Source organism: Enterobacter mori LMG 25706 (genome assembly GCF_000211415.1).
In the GTDB taxonomy this organism is placed as follows: domain Bacteria; phylum Pseudomonadota; class Gammaproteobacteria; order Enterobacterales; family Enterobacteriaceae; genus Enterobacter; species Enterobacter mori.
This window is the reverse complement of the sequence record NZ_GL890774.1, coordinates 186,494-213,061: the sequence shown is the minus strand read 5'-3', so window position 1 is coordinate 213,061 and position 26,568 is coordinate 186,494. Positions and strand designations below refer to the sequence as shown.

The following is a 26,568-nucleotide window of genomic DNA, read 5'->3' as shown; positions in this document are numbered from 1 at the left end:
AGTGTTTTTCACCAATCGGTAGAATGGTGCGGCCGAACTGTTCGTTCAGCACTTCGCCCATTGCCAGGTAGATAGCGCTTGCGCCGCACACCAGGCCAATCCAGCCCGCAACGTGTACGATGCCTTCGTTATCCACCAGGTGGCCGATGGCCAGCAGGGCGAACAGCACGGTCAGGCTCAGGAAGACGAACTGCAGCGCGCGGTTACCTTTCAGGGTGCCGAAGAACATGAACAGGGTGAATACGCCCCACAGACCCAGGTAAACGCCCAGGAAATGCGCGTTTGCCGCGTCTGCCAGGCCCATTTTAGGCAGCAGCAGAATGGCAACCAGCGTCAGCCAGAAAGAGCCGTAAGAGGTAAAGGCGGTTAAGCCGAAGGTGTTGCCTTTCTTATATTCCAGCAGGCCCGCGAAGATTTGCGCGATACCGCCGTAAAAAATGCCCATCGCCAGAATAATGCCATCCATCGGGAACATCCCGATGTTGTGCAGGTTCAGCAGGATAGTGGTCATGCCAAAACCCATCAGGCCCAGCGGAGCCGGATTAGCCAACTTAGTGTTGCCCATAAGTCCTCAAAAAAATCATCATTTATATGGTGAAATGGTTAAACCCGCGTCAATACTCCCTGACGGGGCGCGGCATAATAAGGGGCGCAATCGATGCCGTCTATGATCTCATCAGGGGGAAATTAAAATTTTTTTTATACGTCCCCCTTGATGGATGCCGTTGCGACCCCATCTTGTAAGCAACCGCAGTGTGTGGACCTGAAAAAAATCAAATCTGGGCAGTTGAAAAAGCACGTTCTGCCCTTATTACAGGTACACAACCACATGTTGACTGAATTTTTAGTGGAGACGTTTAGATGGGTAAAATTATTGGTATCGACCTGGGTACTACCAACTCTTGTGTAGCGATTATGGATGGCACTACTGCACGTGTGCTGGAGAACGCCGAGGGCGATCGCACCACGCCTTCTATCATTGCTTATACCCAGGATGGTGAAACTCTGGTTGGTCAGCCGGCTAAACGTCAGGCAGTGACAAACCCGCAAAACACCCTGTTTGCGATCAAACGCCTGATTGGCCGCCGCTTCCAGGACGAAGAAGTTCAGCGTGACGTTTCCATCATGCCTTACAAAATCATCGCGGCAGATAACGGCGATGCATGGCTTGATGTGAAAGGCACCAAAACTGCACCACCGCAGATTTCTGCTGAAGTGCTGAAGAAAATGAAGAAAACCGCTGAAGATTACCTGGGTGAGCCGGTAACTGAAGCTGTTATCACCGTACCTGCCTACTTCAACGATGCTCAGCGTCAGGCAACCAAAGATGCTGGCCGTATCGCAGGTCTGGAAGTAAAACGTATCATCAACGAACCAACCGCGGCTGCGCTGGCTTACGGTCTGGATAAAGAAGTTGGCAACCGCACTATCGCGGTTTACGACCTGGGTGGTGGTACCTTCGATATCTCTATTATCGAAATCGACGAAGTTGACGGTGAAAAAACCTTCGAAGTTCTGGCAACCAACGGTGATACCCACCTGGGTGGTGAAGACTTCGATACCCGTCTGATCAACTACCTCGTTGACGAGTTCAAGAAAGATCAGGGCATTGACCTGCGTAACGATCCGCTGGCGATGCAGCGCCTGAAAGAAGCCGCTGAGAAAGCGAAGATCGAGCTTTCTTCCGCTCAGCAGACCGACGTGAACCTGCCGTACATCACTGCAGACGCGACCGGTCCTAAACACATGAACATCAAAGTGACCCGTGCGAAACTGGAAAGCCTGGTAGAAGATCTGGTGAACCGTTCCATCGAGCCGCTGAAAGTTGCACTGCAGGACGCTGGCCTGTCCGTGTCTGACATCCAGGACGTTATCCTGGTGGGTGGTCAGACCCGTATGCCAATGGTTCAGAAGAAAGTGGCTGAGTTCTTTGGTAAAGAGCCACGTAAAGACGTTAACCCGGACGAAGCGGTCGCAATCGGTGCTGCGGTTCAGGGTGGCGTACTGACCGGTGAAGTGAAAGACGTACTGCTGCTGGACGTTACCCCGCTGTCTCTGGGTATCGAAACCATGGGCGGTGTGATGACTGCGCTCATCAACAAAAACACCACCATCCCGACGAAACACAGTCAGGTGTTCTCTACCGCTGAAGACAACCAGTCTGCGGTAACCATCCATGTGATTCAGGGTGAGCGTAAGCGTGCGGCGGATAACAAATCTCTGGGTCAGTTCAACCTGGACGGTATCAACCCGGCACCGCGCGGCATGCCGCAGATCGAAGTCACCTTCGACATCGATGCTGACGGTATCCTGCACGTGTCTGCGAAAGACAAAAACAGCGGTAAAGAGCAGAAGATCACCATCAAGGCATCTTCTGGCCTGAACGAAGCGGAAATCGAAAAAATGGTTCGTGATGCCGAAGCTAACGCGGAATCAGACCGTAAATTCGAAGAGCTGGTTCAGACCCGCAACCAGGGTGACCATCTGCTGCACAGCACCCGTAAGCAGGTTGAAGAAGCAGGCGATAAACTGCCAGCGGAAGACAAGACTGCTATCGAAGCTGCACTGACTGCGCTGGAAACCTCACTGAAAGGTGAAGATAAAGCGGATATCGAAGCGAAGATGCAGGAGCTGGCGCAGGCTTCCCAGAAGCTGATGGAAATCGCTCAGCAGCAGCACGCTCAACAGCAGGCGGGCGCTGATGCATCTGCGAACAACGCGAAAGACGACGACGTTGTCGACGCTGAGTTCGAAGAAGTGAAAGACAAAAAATAATCGCCCTTTGAACGGGTAATTACTGGCACGGGCGAAGAGGTTTCCTCTCCGCCCGTGCACGCATGTTAGGGGCAGATAAAAAAGATGGCTAAGCAAGACTATTACGAGATTTTAGGCGTTTCCAAAACAGCGGAAGAGCGTGAAATCAAAAAGGCGTATAAGCGCCTGGCCATGAAATTCCACCCGGACCGTAACCAGGGTGACAAAGAGGCTGAAGCCAAATTTAAAGAGATCAAAGAAGCCTACGAAGTCCTGACCGATGCACAAAAACGTGCGGCCTATGACCAGTATGGTCACGCAGCCTTTGAACAGGGCGGCATGGGTGGCGGCGGATTCGGTGGCGGCGGCTTTGGCGGTGGCGCTGATTTCAGCGATATCTTTGGCGATGTGTTCGGCGACATCTTCGGCGGTGGGCGTGGTCGTCAGCGCGCAGCGCGCGGCGCGGACCTGCGTTATAACATGGATCTGACGCTGGAAGAGGCCGTTCGCGGCGTCACCAAAGAGATCCGCATCCCGACGCTGGAAGAGTGTGACGTTTGCCATGGCAGCGGCGCGAAAGCGGGTACGCAGCCACAGACCTGTCCAACCTGTCACGGTTCCGGTCAGGTGCAGATGCGCCAGGGCTTCTTCGCGGTACAGCAGGCCTGTCCGCACTGTCACGGTCGCGGTACGCTGATTAAAGATCCGTGCACCAAATGCCACGGCCACGGTCGCGTTGAGAAAACGAAAACCCTGTCCGTTAAAATCCCGGCTGGCGTTGATACGGGCGACCGCATCCGTCTGGCAGGTGAAGGCGAAGCGGGCGAGCATGGCGCGCCAGCAGGCGATCTGTACGTTCAGGTTCAGGTGAAGCAGCACGCAATTTTTGAGCGTGAAGGCAACAACCTGTACTGCGAAGTGCCGATCAACTTCGCGATGGCGGCGCTGGGCGGTGAAATCGAAGTGCCGACGCTGGATGGTCGCGTAAATCTGAAGGTACCAGGCGAAACTCAGACCGGCAAACTGTTCCGCATGCGCGGGAAAGGCGTTAAATCCGTTCGCGGTGGTGCGCAGGGTGACCTGCTGTGCCGCGTCGTCGTGGAAACGCCGGTTGGCCTGAACGACAAACAGAAACAGTTGCTGAAAGAGCTGCAGGAAAGCTTTGGCGGCCCGACGGGTGAGAAAAACAGCCCGCGCTCCAAAAGCTTCTTCGATGGCGTCAAAAAATTCTTCGATGATTTAACGCGCTAATCCGTTAGCTGTTAAGTGTCCTTAAAAAGCCCGGAAGCGATTCCGGGCTTTTTCTATTTGAAGGTATAGCTCGGTAAAACTGAATCTATACTCAATATTAATCTGTTTTTGCCGAGTTGTTTGGCTTGGTATTATGGTTTTATCGAGGTATTGTTGTAAAAGAGAGAACTTAAATGAAATTACTACACCGTTTCTTTAGCAGTGAAGCGTCCGGTGGCGTGATCCTGATTATTGCTGCAGCTGCCGCGATGGTGTTGGCGAATTTAGGATTAACGCGCGATCTCTACCATGCATTTCTGGAAACGCCCGTTGAGCTGAAGGTCGGGGCGCTGGAAATCAACAAGAACATGCTGCTGTGGATCAACGATGCGCTGATGGCGGTGTTTTTCCTGCTGGTGGGGCTTGAGGTCAAGCGTGAACTGGTGTTGGGCTCGCTTGCCAGCCGCCAGCGTGCCGCATTCCCGGTGATTGCCGCGCTCGGTGGGATGGTCGTTCCGGCGCTGCTCTTCCTGGCCTTCACCTGGCAGGATCCGATGGCGCGCCACGGCTGGGCTATTCCGGCTGCGACGGATATCGCCTTTGCCCTTGGTGTATTAGCCCTGCTGGGTAGCCGCGTGCCGGTGGCGCTAAAAATCTTCCTGATGGCGCTGGCGATCATCGATGACCTGGGTGCTATCGTTATAATCGCGCTGTTCTATACCAGCGATCTGTCAATCCTGTCGCTGAGCGTGGCCGCTGGGGCGATTGCAGTGCTGGCACTGCTGAACATCTTTAACGTCCGCCGCATTGGTATCTACATCCTGGTGGGGATGGTGCTCTGGACGGCGGTGCTGAAATCGGGCGTGCATGCCACGCTGGCGGGGGTAATTGTGGGCTTCCTTGTGCCGCTTAAGCCGCAGGATGGCAAATCTCCGGCAAAACAGCTGGAGCATGTGCTGCATCCGTGGGTCGCCTTTATGATCCTGCCGCTGTTTGCGTTTGCCAACGCGGGCGTTTCCCTCGGCGGCGTGACGCTGGACGGTCTGACATCCGTGCTGCCGCTGGGCATCATTGCTGGCTTGTTTATCGGTAAGCCATTGGGGATCAGCCTCTTTTGCTGGCTGGCGATTAAACTGAAGCTGGCGTCGTTACCGAATGGCACTACGTTTAAGCAGATTATGGCCGTGGGCGTGCTCTGCGGAATCGGGTTTACGATGTCGATCTTTATCTCGACGCTGGCGTTTGGGGCGCATGCGCCTGAGCTTATCGTCTGGGCAAAACTCGGCATTCTCATCGGGTCATTACTGGCTGCGGTCATCGGTTATACCTTGTTGAAGGCGAAATTGCCCGGACAGGCTGTTCAGGCATAACAGGAAACCGGGAGGAGGGGCTCCTTCTCCCGATACACACTCAGGGAGAGAACACGCGATGTCTCATTTAAATTACAACCATCTGTACTACTTCTGGCACGTCTATAAACAGGGCTCGGTGGTGGGGGCGGCAGAGGCGCTCTACCTGACGCCGCAAACCATCACCGGGCAAATCAAGGCGCTAGAAGAGCGTCTGCAGGGCAAGTTGTTCAAGCGTAAAGGTCGCGGCATTGAACCCAGCGAACTGGGCGAGCTGGTGTTTCGCTATGCTGACAAGATGTTCACCCTGAGCCAGGAGATGCTGGACATCGTCAACTACCGCAAAGAGTCGAACCTGCTCTTTGACGTGGGTGTGGCGGATGCGCTGTCGAAACGGCTGGTGAGCGGCGTGCTGGATGCGGCGGTGGTAGAAGATGAGCAAATCCACCTGCGCTGCTTTGAATCCACTCACGAGATGCTGTTGGAACAGCTGAGCCAGCATAAGCTGGACATGATTATCTCGGACTGCCCGATCGACTCCACCCAGCAGGAAGGGCTGTTCTCAGTAAAAATTGGCGAATGCGGCGTCAGCTTCTGGTGCATTAACCCGCCACCGGAAAAACCGTTCCCCGCGTGCCTGGAAGAGCGTCGCCTGCTGGTGCCGGGAAGGCGCTCCATGCTCGGACGCAAGCTGTTGAACTGGTTTAACTCGCAGGGGCTGAACGTGGAAATACTCGGTGAGTTCGACGACGCCGCGTTAATGAAAGCCTTTGGCGAAGCGCATAACGCGATCTTCGTTGCGCCAACGCTGTACGCGCACGATCTCTATTCAGACGACAAGATTACGGAGATTGGCAGGGTAGATAACGTGATGGAGGAGTACCACGCGATATTCGCCGAAAGAATGATTCAGCACCCGGCGGTGCAGCGTATCTGCAACCGTGATTACTCGGCACTGTTTACGCCACCGGCAATCTGAAGGCATAAAAAAACCCGCGTTAAGCGGGTTCTTTAAACAAGCAACAACAAGTAGCGATTAAGCCAGTTTGTTGATCTGCGCGGTCAGGTTTGCTTTATGACGCGCTGCTTTGTTTTTGTGGATCAGACCTTTAGCAGCCTGACGATCCACGATTGGTTGCATTTCGTTAAATGCGTTCTGCGCTGCAGCTTTGTCGCCAGCTTCGATTGCTGCGTATACTTTCTTGATGAAAGTACGCATCATAGAGCGACGGCTTGCGTTGTGCTTACGAGCCTTTTCAGACTGAACGGCACGTTTCTTAGCTGATTTGATATTAGCCAAGTCCAACTCCCAAATATGTTCTATGTGGACAATTCAAAGGCCGAGGAATATGCCCTCTTTGCCTTCTTTTGTCAATGGATTTGTGCAAATAAGCGCCGTTAATTAGCGACGCTACGTTACGTAGTGATGGCGCAGGATTCTACCAGCTTGTCTTCCGTGAATACAGCCTTTCGGCATAAAAATCGCAGTTCCCGGACAGATTTTTTCGCTGTGAAAGGTCAGCCTGATGAAATCATTACGGCTTTCTGTTTTGCGTGAACAATCGCCGGTTAACCTTAACCGCTGTACAAGGTATACTTTGGCGATTTTCACTGTTTTGAGCCAGACATGAAGCTGATACGCGGCATACATAATCTCAGCAAAGCCCCGCATGGGTGCGTGCTGACCATTGGTAATTTCGACGGCGTGCATCGTGGTCATCAGGCGCTGTTGCAGGGATTGCGTAAAGAAGGGGAGGCTCGTGGCCTGCCCGTTGTGGTGATGATTTTTGAGCCGCAGCCGCTTGAGCTGTTTGCGGGCGAAAAGTCTCCCGCTCGTCTGACTCGCCTGCGCGAGAAATTGCGCTATCTGGCAGAGTCCGGCGTGGACTACGTATTGTGCGTGCGTTTCGATCGCCGCTTTGCCGCACTGACAGCACAAACGTTTGTCAGCGACCTGCTGGTGAAGCGTCTTGGCGTGCAGTTTCTTGCCGTGGGTGATGATTTCCGCTTTGGCGCTGGTCGTCAGGGCGATTTCTTGCTATTACAGAAGGCTGGTCTGGAGTACGGATTTGACGTCACCAGCGCAATGACTTTCTGTGAAGGCGGCGTGCGCGTCAGCAGCACGGCGGTACGCCAGGCGCTGGCCAATGATGAACTGGACACCGCAGAAAACTTGCTGGGTCATCCGTTTACCATCTCTGGCCGCGTGGTGCATGGCGATGCGCTGGGCCGCACGATAGGTTTCCCGACGGCGAATATACCGCTGCGTCGTCAGGTCTCCCCGGTTAAAGGGGTGTATGCGGTAGAAGTGGCTGGACTGGGCGATAAACCGTTTTACGGTGTCGCCAATATCGGCACGCGTCCTACCGTTGCCGGTGTGCGTCAACAGTTAGAAGTGCACCTGCTGGACGTTGTAATGGACCTTTATGGTCGCCATATAGATGTAATACTGCGTAAAAAGATACGCAACGAGCAGCGATTTGGTTCGCTGGATGAACTCAAAGCGCAAATTGCGCGAGATGAATTGACGGCCCGCGAGTTTTTTGGGCTTTAGAACCGGCTTAACTGCCTACGTGATAAATACGGAACCGAGAATCTGATGAGTGACTATAAATCAACCCTGAATTTGCCGGAAACAGGGTTCCCGATGCGCGGCGATCTCGCCAAGCGTGAACCGGGAATGCTGGCGCGTTGGACCGATGATGACCTGTACGGCATCATTCGTGCAGCCAAAAAAGGCAAAAAAACCTTCATTCTGCATGATGGCCCTCCATATGCGAATGGCAGCATTCATATTGGTCACTCGGTTAACAAGATTCTGAAAGACATTATCGTGAAGTCCAAAGGCCTCACGGGATATGACTCGCCTTACGTTCCGGGCTGGGACTGCCACGGTCTGCCAATCGAGCTGAAAGTGGAGCAAGAGTTTGGCAAGCCGGGTGAGAAGTTCACCGCCGCCGAGTTCCGTGCGAAGTGCCGCGAATACGCCGCTACGCAGGTTGACGGTCAGCGCGCTGACTTCATCCGTCTGGGCGTGCTGGGCGACTGGTCGCACCCGTACCTGACCATGGACTTCAAAACCGAAGCCAACATCATCCGTGCGCTGGGTAAAATCATCGGTAACGGACACCTGCACAAAGGCGCGAAGCCGGTGCACTGGTGCGTGGACTGCCGCTCTGCGCTGGCAGAAGCGGAAGTGGAGTATTACGACAAAACCTCTCCATCTATCGACGTGGCGTTCCATGCCGTCGATCAGGATGCGGTGAAGGCTAAATTTGGCGTCTCCGCCGTTAACGGCCCGATCTCTCTGGTGATCTGGACCACCACCCCGTGGACACTCCCTGCGAACCGCGCGATCTCCCTGTCCGGTGAGTTCGAATACGCGCTGGTGCAGATTGACGGTCAGGCGGTTATCCTGGCGAAAGATCTGGTTGAAAGCGTGTTGAAACGCGCGCACATCGCCGACTACACCGTGCTGGGCACCGTGAAAGGCGACGCGCTGGAGTTGATGCGCTTCAAACACCCGTTCCTGGACTTCGACGTTCCGGCGATCCTGGGCGACCACGTAACGCTGGAAGCGGGTACCGGTGCGGTACATACCGCCGGTGGCCATGGTCCTGACGATTACAACATCAGTCTGAAATACGGTCTGGAAATCGCTAACCCGGTTGGCCCGGACGGCTCTTATCTGCCAGGCACCTACCCGGCGCTGGACGGTATCAACGTCTTCAAAGCGAACGACATCATCGTTGACATGCTGCGCACCAGCGGCGCGCTGCTGCACGTTGAAAAAATGCAGCACAGCTATCCGTGCTGCTGGCGCCACAAGTCGCCGATCATCTTCCGTGCGACCCCGCAGTGGTTCGTCAGCATGGATCAGAAAGGCCTGCGCGAGCAGTCTCTGAAAGAGATCAAAGGCGTGCAGTGGATCCCTGACTGGGGCCAGGCGCGTATCGAATCCATGGTGGCTAACCGTCCTGACTGGTGTATCTCCCGTCAGCGTACCTGGGGCGTGCCGATGTCTCTGTTCGTGCATAAAGAGACGCAGGAGCTGCACCCGAACACGCTGGAACTGATGGAAGAAGTGGCGAAGCGCGTCGAAGTTGACGGCATTCAGGCGTGGTGGGATCTCGACTCGCGCGACATCCTGGGCGCTGACGCAGACAGCTACGAGAAAGTGCCGGATACCCTGGACGTGTGGTTCGACTCCGGGTCTACCCACTCCTCCGTGGTTGATGTGCGTCCTGAGTTTGCCGGTCACGCTGCCGACATGTATCTGGAAGGCTCTGACCAACACCGCGGCTGGTTCATGTCATCCCTGATGATCTCCACCGCCATGAAGGGTAAAGCACCTTACCGCCAGGTACTGACTCACGGCTTCACCGTGGATGGTCAGGGCCGTAAGATGTCCAAGTCCATCGGTAACACCGTTTCTCCGCAGGATGTGATGAACAAACTGGGCGCAGACATTCTGCGTCTGTGGGTGGCATCCACCGATTACACCGGCGAAATGGCGGTGTCTGACGAGATCCTGAAACGTGCTGCCGACAGCTATCGTCGTATCCGTAACACCGCGCGCTTCCTGCTGGCGAACCTGAACGGGTTCGATCCGGTGAAAGATATGGTGAAACCGGAAGAGATGGTCGTGCTGGACCGCTGGGCGGTAGGCTGCGCGAAAGCGGCGCAGGACGATATCCTGAAAGCCTATGAGTCTTACGACTTCCACGAAGTGGTGCAGCGCCTGATGCGCTTCTGCTCCATTGAGATGGGCTCGTTCTACCTCGACATCATCAAAGACCGCCAGTACACCGCGAAAGCGGACAGCGTGGCGCGTCGTAGCTGCCAGACCGCTCTGTTCCACATTGCAGAAGCGCTGGTGCGCTGGATGGCACCGATCATGTCCTTCACCGCGGATGAAATCTGGGGCTATCTGCCAGGTGACCGAGAGAAGTATGTCTTCACGGGCGAGTGGTACGAAGGTCTGTTCGATCTCTCCAGTACTGAAGCAATGAACGACGCCTTCTGGGACGAGCTGCTGAAAGTGCGCGGCGAAGTGAACAAGGTTATCGAGCAAGCGCGTGCTGACAAGAAAGTCGGTGGCTCTCTGGAAGCGGCAGTGACCCTGTACGCGGAACCGGAGCTGGCGGCAAAACTGACCGCGCTGGGCGATGAATTACGATTTGTCCTGTTGACCTCCGGTGCGAAAGTTGCGGATTATGCCGACGCTACTGCTGATGCTCAGCAGAGTGAACTGCTCAAAGGCCTGAAAGTCGCACTGAGCAAAGCCGACGGTGAGAAATGCCCGCGTTGCGGGCATTACACCACCGATGTTGGCCAGGTGGCGGAACACGCAGACATCTGCGGACGCTGTGTAAGCAACGTCGCCGGTGACGGCGAAAAACGTAAGTTTGCCTGATGAGTAAAACTCTCTGTTCAACAGGACTGCGCTGGCTGTGGCTGGTTGTGGTGGTGCTGATTATCGATCTGGGCAGCAAGTTCCTGATCCTCCAGAATTTTGCTCTGGGGGATACGGTTCCGCTGTTCCCGTCGCTTAACCTGCACTACGCCCGTAACTACGGCGCGGCGTTCAGTTTCCTTGCCGACAGCGGTGGCTGGCAGCGCTGGTTCTTCGCGGGTATCGCTCTCGGTATCTGCGTGATCCTGGCGGTGCTGATGTACCGCTCGAAGGCCACGCAAAAGCTGAATAACATCGCCTATGCGCTGATAATTGGCGGCGCGCTGGGTAACCTGTTTGACCGCCTGTGGCACGGCTTTGTGGTCGATATGATCGACTTCTACGTCGGCGACTGGCACTTCGCGACCTTTAACCTGGCCGATACGGCAATTTGTATCGGTGCGGCGTTAATCGTGCTGGAAGGCTTCCTGCCGAAACCGGCGGCGAAAGAGCAGGTGTAACAAAACCAGCCGGGTGACGCGTAGCGATCCCGGCTTACCGAATATGCCGACACTTGTAGGCCGGGATCGCTACGCGTCACCCGGCACACAGGCGAGACACCATTAAAGAGCAATGTGTATGTCTAAATCCGTACAGAGCAACAGCGCGGTTCTCGTTCACTTCACGCTGAAGCTGGATGACGGCTCCACGGCTGAATCCACCCGCAATAACGGCAAACCGGCCCTGTTTCGTCTTGGCGATACCTCACTTTCTGAAGGTCTTGAGCAACAGCTTCTGGGTCTGAAAGAGGGCGAGAAAAAAGCGTTTTCGCTGGAGCCGGATGCGGCATTTGGCGTGCCAAGCCCGGACCTGATCCAGTATTTCTCGCGTCGTGAGTTCATGGACGCGGGTGAACCAGAAATCGGGGCGATTATGCTCTTTACTGCTATGGACGGCAGCGAAATGCCTGGCGTGATCCGCGAAATCAACGGCGATTCTATCACCGTCGATTTCAACCATCCGCTTGCCGGGCGTGCCGTTCATTTTGATGTCGAAGTGCTGGAGATCGATCCGGCACTGGAGGAGTAAAATGCAGATCCTGTTGGCTAACCCGCGCGGCTTCTGCGCCGGGGTAGACCGCGCTATCAGCATTGTTGAAAACGCGCTGGAGATTTACGGCGCGCCGATTTATGTGCGTCACGAAGTGGTGCATAACCGCTACGTGGTCGACAGCCTGCGCGAGCGCGGCGCAATCTTTATTGAGCAGATCAGCGAAGTGCCGGACGGTGCGATCCTGATCTTCTCCGCGCACGGCGTCTCTCAGGCGGTACGCAACGAGGCGAAAAGCCGCGATCTGACCGTATTCGATGCCACCTGTCCGCTGGTGACAAAAGTGCATATGGAAGTGGCGCGCGCCAGTCGTCGTGGTGAAGAGTCGATTCTGATTGGTCATGCCGGTCATCCGGAAGTTGAAGGCACCATGGGACAGTACAGCAACCCTGAAGGGGGGATGTATCTGGTCGAGTCGCCTGAAGATGTCTTTACGCTGAACGTGAAAAACGAAGCGCGACTGTCGTTTATGACCCAGACCACGCTCTCCGTAGACGATACCTCTGACGTGATTGACGCCCTGCGCCAGCGCTTCCCGAAAATCGTCGGGCCGCGTAAGGATGACATCTGCTACGCCACCACTAACCGTCAGGAAGCGGTGCGTGCGCTGGCTGAACAGGCGGATGTGGTGCTGGTTGTCGGCTCCAAAAACTCCTCTAACTCCAACCGTCTGGCCGAACTGGCGCAGCGGATGGGGAAAGCGGCGTTTCTGATTGACGATGCGACGGACATTCAGGAAGCGTGGGTCAAAAATGCGGCCTGCGTTGGCGTTACCGCAGGTGCTTCCGCGCCGGATATCCTGGTGCAGAACGTGATTACCCGTCTGCAGGAACTGGGCGGTGGCGACGCGGTTCCGCTGGAAGGGCGTGAAGAGAACATCGTATTTGAAGTTCCGAAAGAACTGCGAATTGATGCCCGCGAAGTGGAATAATCCCTCTTCTGATGAAAGGCCAGCACCTCCTGTGCTGGCCTTTTTTTTACCCGTTACTTTATCGTGACCACAAAATCATGTCTTTTACTGATATTTAAGTCGGTTTCACGTTAAATTCTAATTATCGGTGTTTTCAGTTGGCAGCCTCAGCGAAGGCTGGTTAATCTGAAAACGGTTTACATCATTTTAACGTAAGAGAATAACTATGCATGATGCACAGATCCGTGTCGCTATTGCGGGCGCGGGTGGACGTATGGGCCGTCAGCTGATTCAGGCGGCGCTACAGATGGATGGTGTGGCACTTGGCGCGGCGCTGGAACGTGCAGGTTCATCACTACTTGGCACCGATGCGGGTGAGCTGGCGGGTGCAGGCCACACGGGCGTAACCGTGCAGAGCAGCCTGGAGGCGGTAAAAGATGACTTTGACGTGTTCATCGATTTTACGCGCCCTGAAGGCACATTGAATCACCTGGCGTTTTGCCGTCAGAACGGTAAAGGGATGGTGATTGGCACCACCGGTTTTGACGAGGCGGGTAAACAAGCCATTCAGGAGGCATCAAACGAGATTGCGATCGTCTTCGCTGCCAACTTTAGCGTAGGCGTTAACGTGATGCTGAAGCTGCTGGAAAAGGCGGCGAAAGTGATGGGCGACTATACCGACATTGAAATTGTTGAAGCGCATCACCGCTATAAAGTCGACGCGCCATCAGGCACGGCGCTGGCAATGGGCGAAGCGATTGCTTATGCAATGGATAAAGACTTAAAAAACATCGCGGTCTATTCTCGCGAAGGTCATACGGGCGAACGCGTTCCGGGAACCATTGGTTTCGCAACTGTTCGAGCAGGCGATATCGTCGGCGAACATACCGCGATGTTCGCCGATATCGGCGAACGCGTAGAGATCACGCATAAGGCATCTAGCCGAATGACATTTGCAAATGGCGCAGTGCGCTCCGCGTTGTGGTTGAAAGGCAAGCATAATGGTCTTTTTGATATGCGAGATGTACTCGATCTCAACAATTTGTAAGCATTATTACCCATCGTGATGTGGTTATTGCAGTCGTAATGTATTGATTGCATAGGGCAATAATTTATTGCCCTTTTATTTTATCTTCTTTGTGAGTGTTATTCTGTTAAAGCTTTAAAAAAATATCTTTTCTCTCTGTTTTGCGTTACACAATTGTAAATTTTGACCATATGGTCCACTTTTTATTGCCCCGCGCACGAAATTCCCATTAAACTTAACGCGCAAGCGTTTTCCAGAATGATTTGCCTGATCTTTTTGCCCGTTAAATCGCATTCCAGCCGCCAGGCTCGCAAAAGAATAAACAAAATATCCGTTTTGAGTTGACTTTTACCCACCAAATCCCCAGAATGCCGCCGTTTGCCAAAAATCCGCTGGCAACACATTTGCATTGATTTATGACGTGGTTGTGAATTAATATGCAAATAAAGTGAGTGAATATTCTCTGGAGGGTGTTTTGATTAAGTCAGCGCTATTGGTTCTGGAAGACGGAACCCAGTTTATCGGTCGGGCCATAGGGGCAACAGGTTCGGCGGTTGGGGAAGTCGTTTTCAATACTTCAATGACCGGTTATCAAGAAATCCTCACTGATCCTTCCTATTCTCGCCAAATCGTTACTCTTACTTATCCTCATATCGGCAATGTCGGCACCAATGCTGCTGACGAAGAATCTTCTCAGGTACATGCGCAAGGCCTGGTCATCCGCGACCTGCCGCTGATTGCCAGCAACTTCCGCAATACCGAAGACCTCTCTTCTTACCTGAAGCGCCATAACATTGTGGCGATTGCCGATATCGATACCCGTAAGTTAACGCGTCTGCTGCGCGAGAAGGGTGCACAGAACGGCTGTATCATCGCGGGTGACAACCTCGATGCAACGCTGGCGCTGGAAAAAGCGAAAGCCTTCCCGGGCCTGAACGGCATGGACCTTGCGAAAGAAGTGACTACCGCTGAGGCCTACAGCTGGACGCAGGGTAGCTGGACGCTGGAAGGCGACCTGCCGGAAGCGAAAAAAGAGAGCGAGCTGCCGTTCCACGTGGTGGCCTACGATTTCGGCGCCAAGCGCAACATCCTGCGCATGCTGGTTGACCGCGGCTGCCGCCTGACGGTGGTGCCGGCACAAACGTCTGCCGAAGACGTGCTGAAGATGAATCCGGACGGTATTTTCCTGTCCAACGGTCCTGGTGACCCGGCGCCGTGCGATTACGCCATCGCCGCCATCAAGTCCTTCCTGGAAACCGACATCCCGGTATTCGGCATCTGCCTTGGCCATCAGCTGCTGGCGCTGGCGAGCGGTGCGAACACCGTTAAGATGAAGTTCGGCCACCACGGTGGTAACCACCCGGTGAAGGACATCGATAACAACACGGTGATGATCACCGCGCAGAACCACGGCTTTGCCGTCGATGAAGCCTCTATGCCGGCTAACCTGCGCGTGACCCATAAGTCGCTGTTCGATGGCACCCTTCAGGGCATTCATCGTACCGATAAGCCAGCGTTCAGCTTCCAGGGCCACCCTGAAGCCAGCCCGGGCCCACACGACGCCGCGCCGCTGTTTGATCACTTCATCGAACTTATCGAGCAATACCGTAAGACCGCTAAATAATCAGGAGCCGAGAAGACAATGCCAAAACGTACAGACATAAAAAGCATCCTGATCCTTGGCGCTGGCCCGATCGTCATCGGCCAGGCCTGCGAATTCGACTACTCCGGCGCGCAGGCGTGTAAAGCCCTGCGTGAAGAGGGTTACCGCGTTATCCTGGTGAACTCTAACCCGGCGACCATCATGACCGACCCGGAAATGGCTGATGCAACCTACATCGAGCCGATTCACTGGGAAGTGGTGCGTAAAATCATCGAGAAAGAGCGTCCGGACGCGGTGCTGCCAACCATGGGCGGCCAGACGGCGCTGAACTGCGCGCTGGAGCTGGAGCGTCAGGGCGTGCTGGCCGAGTTCGGCGTGACCATGATTGGCGCGACCGCCGACGCGATTGATAAAGCAGAAGACCGTCGCCGCTTCGACGTGGCGATGAAGAAAATCGGCCTCGACACCGCGCGTTCCGGTATCGCACACAACATGGAAGAAGCGCTGGCCGTCGCGGCTGACGTGGGCTATCCGTGCATCATTCGTCCATCCTTCACCATGGGCGGCACCGGCGGCGGTATCGCCTACAACCGCGAAGAGTTCGAAGAGATTTGCGAACGCGGTCTGGATCTCTCCCCAACCAAAGAGCTGCTGATTGATGAATCGCTGATTGGCTGGAAAGAGTACGAGATGGAAGTGGTGCGTGATAAAAACGACAACTGCATCATCGTCTGCTCCATCGAAAACTTCGATGCGATGGGTATCCACACCGGTGACTCCATCACCGTTGCGCCAGCCCAGACCCTGACCGACAAAGAGTATCAAGTCATGCGTAACGCCTCGATGGCGGTACTGCGTGAAATCGGCGTGGAAACCGGCGGTTCTAACGTACAGTTCTCCGTGAACCCGAAAACCGGCCGTCTGATTGTTATCGAAATGAACCCGCGCGTGTCCCGTTCCTCCGCGCTGGCCTCTAAAGCGACCGGCTTCCCGATTGCGAAAGTGGCGGCGAAACTGGCGGTGGGTTATACCCTCGACGAGCTGATGAATGACATCACCGGTGGCCGCACGCCTGCCTCCTTTGAACCGTCCATCGACTACGTTGTGACCAAAATTCCTCGCTTTAACTTCGAGAAATTTGCGGGCGCGAACGACCGTCTGACCACCCAGATGAAATCTGTCGGTGAAGTGATGGCGATTGGCCGCACGCAGCAGGAATCCCTGCAGAAAGCGCTGCGCGGCCTCGAAGTGGGCGCGACCGGCTTCGACCCGAAAGTTAGCCTGGACGACCCGGAAGCGCTGACCAAAATCCGCCGAGAGCTGAAAGACGCAGGCGCAGAGCGCATCTGGTACATCGCCGATGCCTTCCGTGCGGGCCTGTCCGTCGACGGCGTGTTCAACCTGACCAACATCGACCGCTGGTTCCTGGTGCAGATTGAAGAGCTGGTGCGTCTGGAAGAACAGGTCGCTGAGCTGGGCATCACCGGTCTGGACGCTGACTTCCTGCGCGTGCTGAAGCGTAAAGGCTTCGCCGATGCGCGTCTGGCTAAGCTGGCGGGCGTACGTGAAGCGGAAATCCGCAAGCTGCGCGACCAGTACGACCTGCACCCGGTCTACAAGCGCGTGGACACCTGTGCGGCAGAGTTCTCAACTGACACCGCCTACATGTACTCCACCTATGAAGACGAGTGCGAAGCGAATCCGTCCGTCGACCGCGACAAGATTATGGTGCTGGGCGGCGGTCCAAACCGTATCGGCCAGGGCATCGAGTTCGATTACTGCTGCGTGCACGCCTCCCTGGCGCTGCGTGAAGACGGTTACGAGACCATCATGGTCAACTGTAACCCGGAAACCGTATCGACCGACTACGACACCTCTGACCGCCTCTACTTCGAGCCGGTGACGCTGGAAGACGTGCTGGAAATCGTGCGCATCGAGAAGCCAAAAGGCGTTATCGTGCAATACGGCGGCCAGACCCCGCTGAAGCTGGCGCGCGCGCTGGAAGCAGCAGGCGTGCCGGTTATCGGCACCAGCCCGGACGCGATTGACCGTGCGGAAGACCGCGAGCGTTTCCAGCAGGCGGTTGACCGTCTGAAGCTGAAGCAGCCTGCGAACGCCACTGTGACCGCCATTGAAATGGCCGTTGAGAAGGCGAAAGAGATAGGCTACCCGCTGGTGGTGCGTCCTTCCTACGTGCTGGGCGGCCGCGCGATGGAAATCGTCTACGGCGAAGCCGACCTGCGCCGTTACTTCCAGACTGCAGTGAGCGTTTCCAACGATGCGCCAGTGCTGCTCGACCGCTTCCTCGACGACGCGGTGGAAGTGGACGTTGACGCCATCTGCGACGGCGAAATGGTGCTGATTGGCGGCATCATGGAGCACATCGAGCAGGCGGGCGTGCACTCCGGTGACTCCGCTTGTTCTCTGCCAGCGTACACCCTGAGCCAGGAGATTCAGGACGTGATGCGCCAGCAGGTGCAGAAGTTGGCCTTCGAGCTGCAGGTTCGCGGCCTGATGAACGTCCAGTTCGCGGTGAAAGACAACGAAGTCTACCTGATTGAAGTGAACCCGCGTGCGGCACGTACTGTACCGTTCGTCTCCAAAGCCACCGGCGTACCGCTGGCGAAAGTGGCGGCGCGCGTGATGGCGGGCCAGACGCTGGCGCAGCAGGGTGTGACCAAAGAGATTATCCCACCGTACTACTCGGTGAAAGAAGTGGTGCTGCCGTTCAACAAATTCCCTGGCGTTGACCCGCTGTTAGGGCCAGAAATGCGCTCTACCGGGGAAGTGATGGGCGTGGGCCGCACCTTCGCAGAAGCGTTCGCGAAGGCGCAGCTGGGCAGTAGCTCCACCATGAGAAAATCAGGCCGTGCGCTGCTCTCCGTTCGTGAAGGCGACAAAGAGCGCGTGGTTGACCTGGCCGCCAAGCTGCTGAAACAGGGCTTCGAACTGGATGCCACCCACGGTACGGCGATTGTGCTGGGTGAAGCCGGTATCAACCCGCGTCTTGGTGAACAAGGTGCATGAAGGTCGTCCGCACATTCAGGACCGTATCAAGAATGGCGAATACACCTACATCATCAACACCACCGCAGGCCGCCAGGCGATTGAAGATTCCAAGCTGATTCGCCGCAGCGCGCTGCAGTACAAAGTGCACTACGACACCACCCTGAACGGCGGTTTCGCGACGGCCATGGCGCTGAACGCGGATGCCACCGAGAAGGTGATTTCAGTGCAGGAAATGCACGCGCAGATTAGCAAGTAAGTTCACATGCCCGGTGCCGTTCGGTTGCCGGGCATTCTCCCCATCTTCAGAACCTTCTGGTTTTTCATCCGCTTTCAGTCAGTTAGCCTAAAATGGTTAGGTCGATAACGAAATTCAACTGAGAGCAGGGGAAAACACCATGCAAAATAAACTACTGATCGCTTCCGTTCTGGCTGCCACTGCAATGTTTACCGTTGCGGGCTGTTCGTCTAATCAGGCAGTTAAAACCACCGACGGCCGCACCATCGTCACCGACGGTAAACCGCAGGTGGATGATGATACCGGTCTGGTGTCGTATAAAAACGCCGAAACCGGTCAAACCGAGCAGATTAACCGCGACCAGGTGAAATCCATGGGCGAACTGGATAACTAATTCAGAATTCTGACGTAAGCCCGTCAATAATATTCACTATTAGCCTGTTGAATTACTGACTACACTCTTTTGTTAAAAGAAAGCAGTAACAACAGGCTAATCAATGATACTCATAATTTACGCGCACCCCTATCCGCAGCACTCGCATGCGAATAAGCGGATGCTTGAGCAGGTAAGGACGCTTGATAACGTAGAGATACGTTCCCTCTATCAACTCTATCCCGATTTTAATATCGATATCGCCGCCGAACAGGAGGCGCTTTCTCGTGCCGATCTGATTATCTGGCAGCATCCAATGCAGTGGTACAGCACGCCTCCGCTGTTGAAGCTGTGGATCGATAAAGTCTTCTCTCACGGTTGGGCATATGGTCATAACGGTCATGCGCTGAAGGGGAAAAGCCTGATGTGGGCCGTGACGACCGGCGGCGGTGAAAGCCACTTTGATATCGGCTCCTTCCCCGGCTTTGAGGTGCTGGCGCAGCCGCTACAGGCGACCGCGCTCTATTGTGGCTTGAACTGGCTGCCTCCTTTTGCGATGCACTGTACCTTTATTTGCGACGATGAAACCTTGCAGGCACAGGCTCGCCACTACAAACAACGCTTACTTGAGTGGCAGGAGACGCACAATGGATAGCCATACGCTGATACAGGCACTGATTTATCTCGGCGCGGCGGCACTGATTGTCCCTGTGGCGGTTCGACTGGGGCTGGGGTCAGTGCTCGGCTATCTGATTGCCGGGTGCGTGATTGGACCGTGGGGCCTTCGTCTGGTCACCGATGCTGAAGCGATACTGCATTTCGCTGAAATTGGCGTGGTGCTGATGCTGTTTGTGATTGGTCTGGAACTGGATCCGCAGCGCTTGTGGAAGCTTCGCGCCTCGGTATTTGGCGGTGGCGCGTTGCAAATGGTGGCCTGCGGCCTGCTGTTGGGCGGGTTCTGTATCCTGCTGGGAATGGACTGGAAAGTGGCAGAGCTCATCGGCATGACGCTGGCGCTCTCCTCAACGGCCATTGCCATGCAGGCGATGAATGAGCGTAACCTTACGGTCTCCCAGATGGGCCGCAGCGCGTTCTCGGTGCTGCTGTTCCAGGACATTGCCGCCATCCCGCTGGTGGCGATGATCCCGCTGCTGGCCGCCAGCGGAGCATCAACGACGCTTGGCGCATTTGCACTTTCGGCGCTGAAAGTCGTCGGTGCTCTGATGCTGGTGGTCCTGCTTGGCCGATACGTCACCCGTCCACTGCTGCGCTTTGTTGCGCGCTCGGGCCTGCGCGAAGTGTTCAGTGCCGTTGCGTTATTCCTGGTGTTTGGCTTCGGTCTGCTGCTGGAAGAAGCCGGGCTGTCGATGGCAATGGGCGCCTTCCTGGCAGGCGTTCTGCTGGCAAGCTCCGAATACCGCCACGCGCTGGAAAGCGATATCGAGCCGTTTAAAGGCTTGCTGCTGGGGCTGTTTTTCATCGGCGTCGGGATGTCCGTCGACTTCGGCACGCTGGCCACGCATCCGCTGCGGATTGTTATCCTGCTGGTGGGTTTCCTGGTCATTAAAATGGCGGTACTGTGGCTGGTTGCCCGTCCGCTGAAGGTGCCAGGTAAACAACGTCTCTGGTTTGCCGCGCTGCTGGGACAGGGGAGTGAATTCGCATTTGTGGTGTTTGGTGCAGCGCAGATGGCGAAGGTGCTCGATCCCGAGTGGGCCAAAGCGTTAACGCTGGCCGTGGCATTATCGATGGCCGCCACGCCTATCCTTCTGGTGCTGCTGACGCGTCTGGAAAAATCGGACAGCGAACAGGGGCGTGAAGCCGATGAGATCGACGAAGAACAGCCGCGGGTGATCGTCGCCGGGTTTGGGCGCTTCGGGCAGATCACCGGCCGTTTGCTGCTCTCCAGCGGCGTTAAAATGGTCATTCTCGATCACGATCCTGACCACGTAGAAACCCTGCGTAAATTCGATATGAAAGTATTCTATGGTGATGCTACCCGCGTCGATTTGCTGGAGTCGGCCGGGGCTGCGAAAGCCGAGGTGCTGATCAACGCCATTGACGATCCGCAAACCAGTCTGCAGCTGGTTGAGCTGGTCAAAGAGCATTTCCCTGACCTGACGATTATCTCCCGCGCGCGCGATGTGGATCACTACATCCAGCTGCGACAGGCTGGCGTCGTAGCGCCGGAGCGTGAAACCTTCGAAGGTGCGCTTAAATCTGGTCGAATGGCGCTGGAAAGCCTGGGGCTGGGGGCGTATGAGGCGCGTGAGCGTGCCGATCTGTTCCGCCGCTTTAACACCGGAATGGTCGAGGAGATGGTGGAGATGGCGAGCAGCACGGCTTCAGACCGGGCAGCCGTGTTTAAACGTACCAGCGCGATGCTGACTGAAATTATTAACGAGGACCGCAATCACCTGTCGCTTACCCAGCGTCACGGTTGGCAGGGAACGGAAGAGGGCAAGCACACCGGGGATCCTCAGGATGAACCGGAAAGTAAACCGTCCGCGTGAAGTGGAGTTGCCAGGAATATTAAAAAATTTCTGTTTCTTTACCCTGCCGCCAGTCGACGAAAGATTAAGCTTTCCGTATAGTGGCGGCAATTTTTTGCATCCGGGAAATTTTCAATGATCAGTCTGATTGCAGCGCTGGCGGTAGACCGCGTTATCGGCATGGAAAATGCCATGCCGTGGAACCTGCCTGCCGATCTCGCATGGTTTAAACGTACGACGTTAAACAAGCCGGTAGTGATGGGCCGCCTGACCTGGGAGTCGATTGGTCGTCCATTACCGGGCCGTAAGAATATTGTGATCAGTAGCCAGCCAGGCACTGACGATCGCGTGCAGTGGGTGAAATCCGTTGATGAAGCGATTGCCGCCTGTGGTGATGCTGAAGAGATCATGGTGATCGGCGGCGGACGTGTGTATGAGCAGTTCCTGCCGAAAGCGCAGAAATTGTATCTGACCCACATTGATGCGGAAGTGGAAGGGGATACCCATTTCCCGGATTACGATCCGGACGAGTGGGAATCGGTATTCAGCGAATTCCACGACGCGGATGCACAGAACTCACATAGCTACTGCTTCGAGATTCTGGAACGTCGTTAAGTGATGTCCCCCTCACCCTAACCCTCTCCCCAAAGGGGAGAGGGGACTGTTCGGTGCGGTCTTTTCCCCCTCGCCCCCTTGGGGTGAGGGGCAATTATCAGGAGGCGACAGCCTCACCTTCTCCTAAGTCCAGCTGTCGGTTGGACGGCTGTACGAAGTACGTTTTATCTTCCCACCGTAAGCAGGTTAACTCCCCACCCCAGCAGCATCCGGTATCAAGACCGTAGATCCCCTCCGGCGTCCCTTTACCTTCCAGCGCCGCCCAGTGACCAAACACGACGCTGTACTCGCTTGTCACCGGTCCCGGAATGGCAAACCACGGTTTCAGCGGTGCAGGCGCGCTTTCCGGTGTCTCTTTGGAATACATGTCCAGCTGTCCGTTCGGGAAGCAGAAACGCATGCGGGTGAAGGCGTTGGTGATAAAACGCAGACGGGCCAGACCGCTGAGATCCTCGCTCCAGTGGTTCGGCATATCACCGTACATGGCATCGAGGAAGAAAGGATACGAGTCGCTTGCCAGCACCGCCTCAACATCGCGCGCGCAGGCTTTTGCCGTCTCGAGATCCCATTGTGGCGTGATCCCTGCATGGGCCATGACCAGCTTTTTCTCTTCATCGATCTGCAGCAGCGGCTGACGACGCAGCCAGTTGATCAGATCGTCTGCGTCCGGTGCTTCAAGCAGGGGGGTAATACGATCTTTCGGTTTATTGCGGCTGATCCCGGCGAATACCGCCAGCAGATGCAGATCGTGATTGCCCAAAACCATGCGCACGCTGTCACCCAGTGATTTAACAAAACGTAAAACCTCAAGGGAGCCCGGGCCACGCGCCACTAAATCGCCCGTCAGCCACAGCATGTCCTGTCCTGGCGTAAAGTCGACCTGCTTTAATAATGCGATCAGTTCATCGTAGCAACCGTGAACGTCGCCAATCAGATATGTAGACATTGGATTAATGAATGAATGTTGTAACGGCGAGACGGAATACGGGAATGGCAACGCGGAAGCCATTGCCATCGACGTCGACCATTTCATAATGGCCTTGCATGGTACCCATTGGCGTTTCGATCACCGCGCCGCTGGTGTACTGATATTCTTCGCCAGGAGCGATATGCGGTTGTTCACCCACCACGCCTTCGCCCTGGACTTCAATTTCACGACCATTGCCGTTCGTGATAAGCCAATAGCGCCCGCGCAGCTGCACGGGCATCCGCCCCAGATTGCGGATGGTCACGGTGTAAGCAAAGACAAAACGTTCTTCATCCGGTGAGGACTGCGATTCAACATAGACGCTTTGTACATAGACACATACGCGGGGCGAATCAATCATGGCTTAACTCTCCTTCGGCGGCGCATTTTCGCTGATGTAATTAGCCAGCTTGCAGTACTGCTCTACGGAAATGTTCTCCGCTCGCATTGCCGGGTCGATCCCCAGCTCGGCTAACACCTCAACGGTAAATGAGTTGCTCAGGCTGTTACGGATCGTTTTACGACGCTGGTTAAAGGCCTCGGTGGTGACGCGGCTCAGTACACGCAGATCTTTCACCGGGTACGGTTTCGTTTTGTGCGGCACAAGGCGCACAACCGCAGAGTCTACTTTCGGTGGCGGTGTGAACGCTGACGGCGGTACTTCGAGTACCGGGATCACGTTGCAGTAATATTGTGCCATCACGCTTAAACGACCATACGCTTTACTGTTCGGGCCTGCAACCAGACGGTTAACAACCTCTTTTTGCAACATGAAGTGCATGTCGGCAATGGCATCAGTATAGCTAAACAGGTGGAACATCAGCGGGGTGGAAATGTTGTACGGCAGGTTACCGAACACGCGCAGCGGCTGGCCCATTTTCTCTGACAGTTCGCCAAAGTTCATGGTCATGGCATCCTGCTGATAAATGGTCAACTTCGGCCCGAGGAACGGATGCGTTTGCAGGCGTGCGGCCAGATCGCGGTCCAGCTCGATAACCGTGAGTTCGTCAAGGCGTTCGCCTACTGGCTCGGTCAGTGCGGCAAGGCCCGGGCCGATTTCGACCATCGCCTGACCTTTTTGCGGATTAATAGCCGAGACAATGCTTTCGATCACGAACTGATCGTTAAGGAAGTTTTGCCCGAAACGTTTACGGGCTAAGTGGCCCTGATGGACTCGATTAGTCATTGAGTATTAACAATCATTTTGATGGCGAGATTAAGCGCCGTAATAAAACTGCCGACATCCGCTTTCCCCTGGCCTGCCAGATCCAGCGCAGTACCGTGGTCAACGGACGTTCGAATAAAGGGTAAACCGAGGGTGATATTCACGCCGCGGCCAAAGCCCTGGTATTTTAGCACGGGGAGGCCCTGATCGTGGTACATCGCGAGCACGGCGTCGGCATTATCCAGGTATTTGGGCTGGAAAAGGGTGTCTGCAGGCAGTGGCCCGCTGAGGTTCATCCCTTTTTCCCGCATTTCGTTGAGTACCGGAATGATGGTGTCGATCTCTTCGGTGCCCATGTGTCCGCCTTCGCCAGCATGCGGATTCAGGCCACAAACCAGCACGTGCGGCTGCGGGATGCCAAATTTCGTCTGCAGATCGTGATGCAAAATCCCGATGATCTCGCGCAGGAGTTCAGGGGTGATGGCATCAGGAATGGCTTTGATGGGCAGATGGGTTGTCACCAGCGCGACACGCATCTCTTCCGTCGCCAGCATCATCACCACTTTCGGACTGTGCGAACGTTCTTCAAAGAACTCGGTGTGTCCGGTAAAGGGGATTCCCGCGTCGTTGATAACGCCTTTATGCACCGGACCGGTGATCAGCGCCGCGAACTCGCCGTTCAGGCAGCCGTCGCAGGCGCGCGCCAGCGTCTCGACAACGTAGCGCCCGTTTTCAGTGCTGAGTTGACCGGGGACGGCAGGGGTGCGAAGAGGAACCGACAGAAGCGTGAGGGTGCCCGCTTGCTGCGGAGCGGGCTGCTGGCCTTCAACATAAGGGAGGAGCGTTAAAGGCAGACCGAGCAATGTTGCCCGGTCTTGTAACAGTGTTGCATCTGCGCAGACAACCAGTTCCACCGGCCAGCTGCGCTGGGCGAGCTGGACGACGAGGTCAGGCCCAATCCCGGCGGGCTCGCCGGGCGTGATCACAACACGATGCTGTTTCATCAGTTGCTCAGCACTTTCACGTAAGCGCTGGCGCGTTGTTCCTGCATCCAGGTTGCCGCTTCTTCAGAGAATTTGCGGTTGAACAGCATACGGTAGGCTCTGTCTTTCTGGGCCGCATCGGTTTTATCGACGTTGCGGGTATCCATCAGTTCAATTAGATGCCAGCCGAAGGAAGAGTGCACAGGTGCGCTCAGCTGACCTTTGCTCATTCTCGTCAACGCGTCGCGGAAAGCCGGATCGTAGATATCGGCCGCAGCCCAGCCCAGATCGCCACCCTGGTTAGCAGAGCCTGGATCCTGAGAGAACTCTTTTGCCGCATTCGCAAAGGAGGTTTTGCCGCTCTTGATGTCAGCTGCAATCTGTTCCAGCTTCGCACGCGCCTGATCGTCAGTCATGATCGGAGACGGTTTCAGCAGAATGTGGCGAGCGTGAACTTCCGTGACGGAAATGCTCTGGCTTTGACCGCGCAGATCGTTCACTTTCAGAATGTGGAAGCCAACACCTGAACGGATTGGACCGACGATGTCCCCTTTCTTCGCCGTGCTCAGCGCCTGGGCAAAGAGGGATGGCAGTTCCTGAATACGGCCCCAGCCCATCTGGCCGCCTTGCAGCGCCTGCTGGTCAGCGGAATAGGTGATGGCCAGCTTGCCAAAGTCACCGCCGTTACGCGCCTGCTCAACGATAGAACGCGCCTGGCTTTCCGCTTCAGCCGCCTGATCGGAGGTTGGGTTTTCCGGAAGCGGGATCAAAATGTGGCTCAGGTTCAGTTCGGTGCTGGCATCGTTCTGGTTACCCACCTGCTTAGCCAGCGCGTCCACTTCCTGAGGCAGGATGGTGACGCGGCGACGCACTTCGTTGTTACGCACTTCTGAAATCAGCATCTCTTTACGGATCTGATTACGGTAAGTGGCGTAGCTGATGCCATCATAGGCCAGACGGCTGCGCATCTGGTCCAGGGGCATGTTGTTCTGTTTCGCAATGTTCGTGATCGCCTGATCGAGCTGCTCGTCAGAAACCTTCACACCCATTTTTTGACCCATCTGCAGGACGATCTGATCCATGATCAGACGTTCCAGGATCTGGTGGCGCAGCGTTGCGTCATCCGGAAGCTGCTGACCTGCCTGGCCCGAATTGAGCTTTACAGACTGCATTAAACCGTCAATGTCACTTTCAAGCACGACGCCGTTGTTAACCACAGCGGCGACTTTATCAACAACCTGGGGTGCCGCGAAGCTAGTATTCGCAACCATGGCGACACCGAGCAGCAGCGTTTTCCAGTTCTTCATACTTTTTCCATTTCAATTAACCGCAAAGCGGATTATGTTGCAAA

General features: G+C 55.5%; 22 protein-coding genes and 2 pseudogenes. 17 read left to right on the top strand and 7 right to left on the bottom strand.

The features are described 5' to 3' along the window. On the bottom strand, nucleotides 1-565 hold a 565-nt coding region (gene satP, locus ENTMO_RS23690; RefSeq protein ID WP_010427072.1), incomplete at its 3' end, for an acetate uptake transporter. A 296-nt stretch (nucleotides 566-861) separates the two neighbouring features. On the opposite strand from satP, the gene dnaK reads away from it, so the two are divergent. The 4 genes from dnaK to nhaR all read left to right on the top strand — a co-directional run bounded on the left by dnaK (nucleotide 862) and on the right by nhaR (nucleotide 6,312). Then, nucleotides 862-2,775 carry a molecular chaperone DnaK gene (gene dnaK, locus ENTMO_RS0102805; RefSeq protein ID WP_010427070.1) on the top strand — a complete coding sequence of 638 codons (1,914 nt, stop codon included), beginning with the start codon at nucleotides 862-864 and terminating at the stop codon, nucleotides 2,773-2,775. A gap of 84 nt (nucleotides 2,776-2,859) precedes the next feature. Further along, on the top strand, nucleotides 2,860-4,005 hold the full coding sequence (gene dnaJ / locus ENTMO_RS0102800) for a molecular chaperone DnaJ (RefSeq protein ID WP_010427068.1): 1,146 nt from the start codon (nucleotides 2,860-2,862) through the stop codon (nucleotides 4,003-4,005). A gap of 173 nt (nucleotides 4,006-4,178) precedes the next feature. Then, nucleotides 4,179-5,354 carry a Na+/H+ antiporter NhaA gene (nhaA, locus tag ENTMO_RS0102795; protein ID WP_010427067.1) on the top strand — a complete coding sequence of 392 codons (1,176 nt, stop codon included), beginning with the start codon at nucleotides 4,179-4,181 and terminating at the stop codon, nucleotides 5,352-5,354. A 58-nt stretch (nucleotides 5,355-5,412) separates the two neighbouring features. Then, on the top strand, nucleotides 5,413-6,312 hold the full coding sequence (gene nhaR / locus ENTMO_RS0102790; protein ID WP_003856462.1) for a transcriptional activator NhaR: 900 nt from the start codon (nucleotides 5,413-5,415) through the stop codon (nucleotides 6,310-6,312). Nucleotides 6,313-6,369: 57 nt separating this feature from the next. On the opposite strand, the gene rpsT is transcribed toward nhaR, so the two are convergent. Further along, nucleotides 6,370-6,633, bottom strand: coding sequence for a 30S ribosomal protein S20 (rpsT, locus tag ENTMO_RS0102785; RefSeq protein ID WP_003856458.1), 264 nt, complete (start codon nucleotides 6,631-6,633; stop codon nucleotides 6,370-6,372). A 101-nt stretch (nucleotides 6,634-6,734) separates the two neighbouring features. Here rpsT and ENTMO_RS26370 point away from each other — a divergent pair. The 13 genes and pseudogenes from ENTMO_RS26370 (at nucleotide 6,735) to folA (ending at nucleotide 22,102) form a co-directional block, all read left to right on the top strand. Next, nucleotides 6,735-6,953, top strand: a pseudogene (locus ENTMO_RS26370) (DUF2575 domain-containing protein). A 7-nt stretch (nucleotides 6,954-6,960) separates the two neighbouring features. Continuing rightward, complete coding sequence (gene ribF, locus ENTMO_RS0102780; RefSeq protein ID WP_010427064.1) at nucleotides 6,961-7,887, top strand: bifunctional riboflavin kinase/FAD synthetase; 927 nt, start codon at nucleotides 6,961-6,963, stop codon at nucleotides 7,885-7,887. A gap of 45 nt (nucleotides 7,888-7,932) precedes the next feature. Further along, complete coding sequence (ileS, locus tag ENTMO_RS0102775) at nucleotides 7,933-10,749, top strand: isoleucine--tRNA ligase (RefSeq protein WP_010427061.1); 2,817 nt, start codon at nucleotides 7,933-7,935, stop codon at nucleotides 10,747-10,749. Then, nucleotides 10,749-11,249 carry a signal peptidase II gene (gene lspA, locus ENTMO_RS0102770; protein ID WP_010427058.1) on the top strand — a complete coding sequence of 167 codons (501 nt, stop codon included), beginning with the start codon at nucleotides 10,749-10,751 and terminating at the stop codon, nucleotides 11,247-11,249. The genes ileS and lspA overlap by 1 nt, the downstream gene beginning before the upstream one ends. A gap of 118 nt (nucleotides 11,250-11,367) precedes the next feature. Next, nucleotides 11,368-11,817 carry an FKBP-type peptidyl-prolyl cis-trans isomerase gene (gene fkpB, locus ENTMO_RS0102765; protein WP_010427056.1) on the top strand — a complete coding sequence of 150 codons (450 nt, stop codon included), beginning with the start codon at nucleotides 11,368-11,370 and terminating at the stop codon, nucleotides 11,815-11,817. A 1-nt stretch (nucleotide 11,818) separates the two neighbouring features. Beyond that, nucleotides 11,819-12,769, top strand: a complete 951-nt coding sequence (gene ispH, locus ENTMO_RS0102760; protein WP_010427054.1) for a 4-hydroxy-3-methylbut-2-enyl diphosphate reductase — start codon at nucleotides 11,819-11,821, stop codon at nucleotides 12,767-12,769. Between the two features lie 205 nt (nucleotides 12,770-12,974). Further along, entirely contained in the window at nucleotides 12,975-13,796 is an 822-nt protein-coding gene (dapB, locus tag ENTMO_RS0102755) for a 4-hydroxy-tetrahydrodipicolinate reductase (RefSeq protein ID WP_010427052.1), read from the top strand. 454 nt (nucleotides 13,797-14,250) lie between these two features. Further along, nucleotides 14,251-15,399: a glutamine-hydrolyzing carbamoyl-phosphate synthase small subunit gene (gene carA, locus ENTMO_RS0102750; protein WP_010427050.1), complete on the top strand. Its 1,149-nt coding sequence runs from the start codon at nucleotides 14,251-14,253 to the stop codon at nucleotides 15,397-15,399. An 18-nt stretch (nucleotides 15,400-15,417) separates the two neighbouring features. Next, nucleotides 15,418-18,643: pseudogene (carB, locus tag ENTMO_RS23685) on the top strand (carbamoyl-phosphate synthase large subunit). 139 nt (nucleotides 18,644-18,782) lie between these two features. After that, nucleotides 18,783-19,016: a YgdI/YgdR family lipoprotein gene (locus ENTMO_RS0102740; RefSeq protein ID WP_010427047.1), complete on the top strand. Its 234-nt coding sequence runs from the start codon at nucleotides 18,783-18,785 to the stop codon at nucleotides 19,014-19,016. Nucleotides 19,017-19,119: 103 nt separating this feature from the next. Beyond that, complete coding sequence (kefF, locus tag ENTMO_RS0102735; protein WP_010427046.1) at nucleotides 19,120-19,650, top strand: glutathione-regulated potassium-efflux system oxidoreductase KefF; 531 nt, start codon at nucleotides 19,120-19,122, stop codon at nucleotides 19,648-19,650. Further along, nucleotides 19,643-21,508, top strand: coding sequence for a glutathione-regulated potassium-efflux system protein KefC (gene kefC, locus ENTMO_RS0102730; RefSeq protein WP_010427045.1), 1,866 nt, complete (start codon nucleotides 19,643-19,645; stop codon nucleotides 21,506-21,508). The genes kefF and kefC overlap by 8 nt, the downstream gene beginning before the upstream one ends. A 114-nt stretch (nucleotides 21,509-21,622) precedes the next feature. After that, the gene (gene folA, locus ENTMO_RS0102725) at nucleotides 21,623-22,102 is read left to right on the top strand and encodes a type 3 dihydrofolate reductase (protein WP_003856431.1); all 480 of its coding nucleotides are present in this window, start codon (nucleotides 21,623-21,625) and stop codon (nucleotides 22,100-22,102) included. A gap of 97 nt (nucleotides 22,103-22,199) precedes the next feature. On the opposite strand, the gene apaH is transcribed toward folA, so the two are convergent. From apaH to surA, 5 genes are read right to left on the bottom strand one after another with little or no spacing between them, the layout of a single operon-like run. After that, on the bottom strand, nucleotides 22,200-23,048 hold the full coding sequence (gene apaH / locus ENTMO_RS0102720) for a bis(5'-nucleosyl)-tetraphosphatase (symmetrical) ApaH (RefSeq protein ID WP_029484936.1): 849 nt from the start codon (nucleotides 23,046-23,048) through the stop codon (nucleotides 22,200-22,202). Between the two features lie 4 nt (nucleotides 23,049-23,052). Next, nucleotides 23,053-23,430, bottom strand: a complete 378-nt coding sequence (gene apaG, locus ENTMO_RS0102715) for a Co2+/Mg2+ efflux protein ApaG (protein ID WP_010427043.1) — start codon at nucleotides 23,428-23,430, stop codon at nucleotides 23,053-23,055. Between the two features lie 3 nt (nucleotides 23,431-23,433). Continuing rightward, entirely contained in the window at nucleotides 23,434-24,255 is an 822-nt protein-coding gene (gene rsmA, locus ENTMO_RS0102710; RefSeq protein ID WP_010427042.1) for a 16S rRNA (adenine(1518)-N(6)/adenine(1519)-N(6))-dimethyltransferase RsmA, read from the bottom strand. After that, nucleotides 24,252-25,238 carry a 4-hydroxythreonine-4-phosphate dehydrogenase PdxA gene (gene pdxA / locus ENTMO_RS0102705; protein ID WP_010427041.1) on the bottom strand — a complete coding sequence of 329 codons (987 nt, stop codon included), beginning with the start codon at nucleotides 25,236-25,238 and terminating at the stop codon, nucleotides 24,252-24,254. The genes rsmA and pdxA overlap by 4 nt, the downstream gene beginning before the upstream one ends. Continuing rightward, on the bottom strand, nucleotides 25,238-26,524 hold the full coding sequence (gene surA, locus ENTMO_RS0102700) for a peptidylprolyl isomerase SurA (RefSeq protein WP_010427038.1): 1,287 nt from the start codon (nucleotides 26,522-26,524) through the stop codon (nucleotides 25,238-25,240). The genes pdxA and surA overlap by 1 nt, the downstream gene beginning before the upstream one ends. Nucleotides 26,525-26,568 lie beyond the last annotated feature (44 nt).

Coding starts and splice junctions, on each gene's coding strand:
- ribF (WP_010427064.1), top strand. CDS start 6,961: ATGAAGCTGATACGCGGCATACATAATCTCAGCAAAGCCCCGCATGGG.
- nhaR (WP_003856462.1), top strand. CDS start 5,413: ATGTCTCATTTAAATTACAACCATCTGTACTACTTCTGGCACGTCTAT.
- ispH (WP_010427054.1), top strand. CDS start 11,819: ATGCAGATCCTGTTGGCTAACCCGCGCGGCTTCTGCGCCGGGGTAGAC.
- fkpB (WP_010427056.1), top strand. CDS start 11,368: ATGTCTAAATCCGTACAGAGCAACAGCGCGGTTCTCGTTCACTTCACG.
- apaG (WP_010427043.1), bottom strand. CDS start 23,430: ATGATTGATTCGCCCCGCGTATGTGTCTATGTACAAAGCGTCTATGTT.
- dapB (WP_010427052.1), top strand. CDS start 12,975: ATGCATGATGCACAGATCCGTGTCGCTATTGCGGGCGCGGGTGGACGT.
- dnaJ (WP_010427068.1), top strand. CDS start 2,860: ATGGCTAAGCAAGACTATTACGAGATTTTAGGCGTTTCCAAAACAGCG.
- apaH (WP_029484936.1), bottom strand. CDS start 23,048: ATGTCTACATATCTGATTGGCGACGTTCACGGTTGCTACGATGAACTG.
- kefC (WP_010427045.1), top strand. CDS start 19,643: ATGGATAGCCATACGCTGATACAGGCACTGATTTATCTCGGCGCGGCG.
- folA (WP_003856431.1), top strand. CDS start 21,623: ATGATCAGTCTGATTGCAGCGCTGGCGGTAGACCGCGTTATCGGCATG.
- surA (WP_010427038.1), bottom strand. CDS start 26,524: ATGAAGAACTGGAAAACGCTGCTGCTCGGTGTCGCCATGGTTGCGAAT.
- rsmA (WP_010427042.1), bottom strand. CDS start 24,255: ATGACTAATCGAGTCCATCAGGGCCACTTAGCCCGTAAACGTTTCGGG.
- kefF (WP_010427046.1), top strand. CDS start 19,120: ATGATACTCATAATTTACGCGCACCCCTATCCGCAGCACTCGCATGCG.
- ENTMO_RS0102740 (WP_010427047.1), top strand. CDS start 18,783: ATGCAAAATAAACTACTGATCGCTTCCGTTCTGGCTGCCACTGCAATG.
- pdxA (WP_010427041.1), bottom strand. CDS start 25,238: ATGAAACAGCATCGTGTTGTGATCACGCCCGGCGAGCCCGCCGGGATT.
- lspA (WP_010427058.1), top strand. CDS start 10,749: ATGAGTAAAACTCTCTGTTCAACAGGACTGCGCTGGCTGTGGCTGGTT.
- nhaA (WP_010427067.1), top strand. CDS start 4,179: ATGAAATTACTACACCGTTTCTTTAGCAGTGAAGCGTCCGGTGGCGTG.
- dnaK (WP_010427070.1), top strand. CDS start 862: ATGGGTAAAATTATTGGTATCGACCTGGGTACTACCAACTCTTGTGTA.
- ileS (WP_010427061.1), top strand. CDS start 7,933: ATGAGTGACTATAAATCAACCCTGAATTTGCCGGAAACAGGGTTCCCG.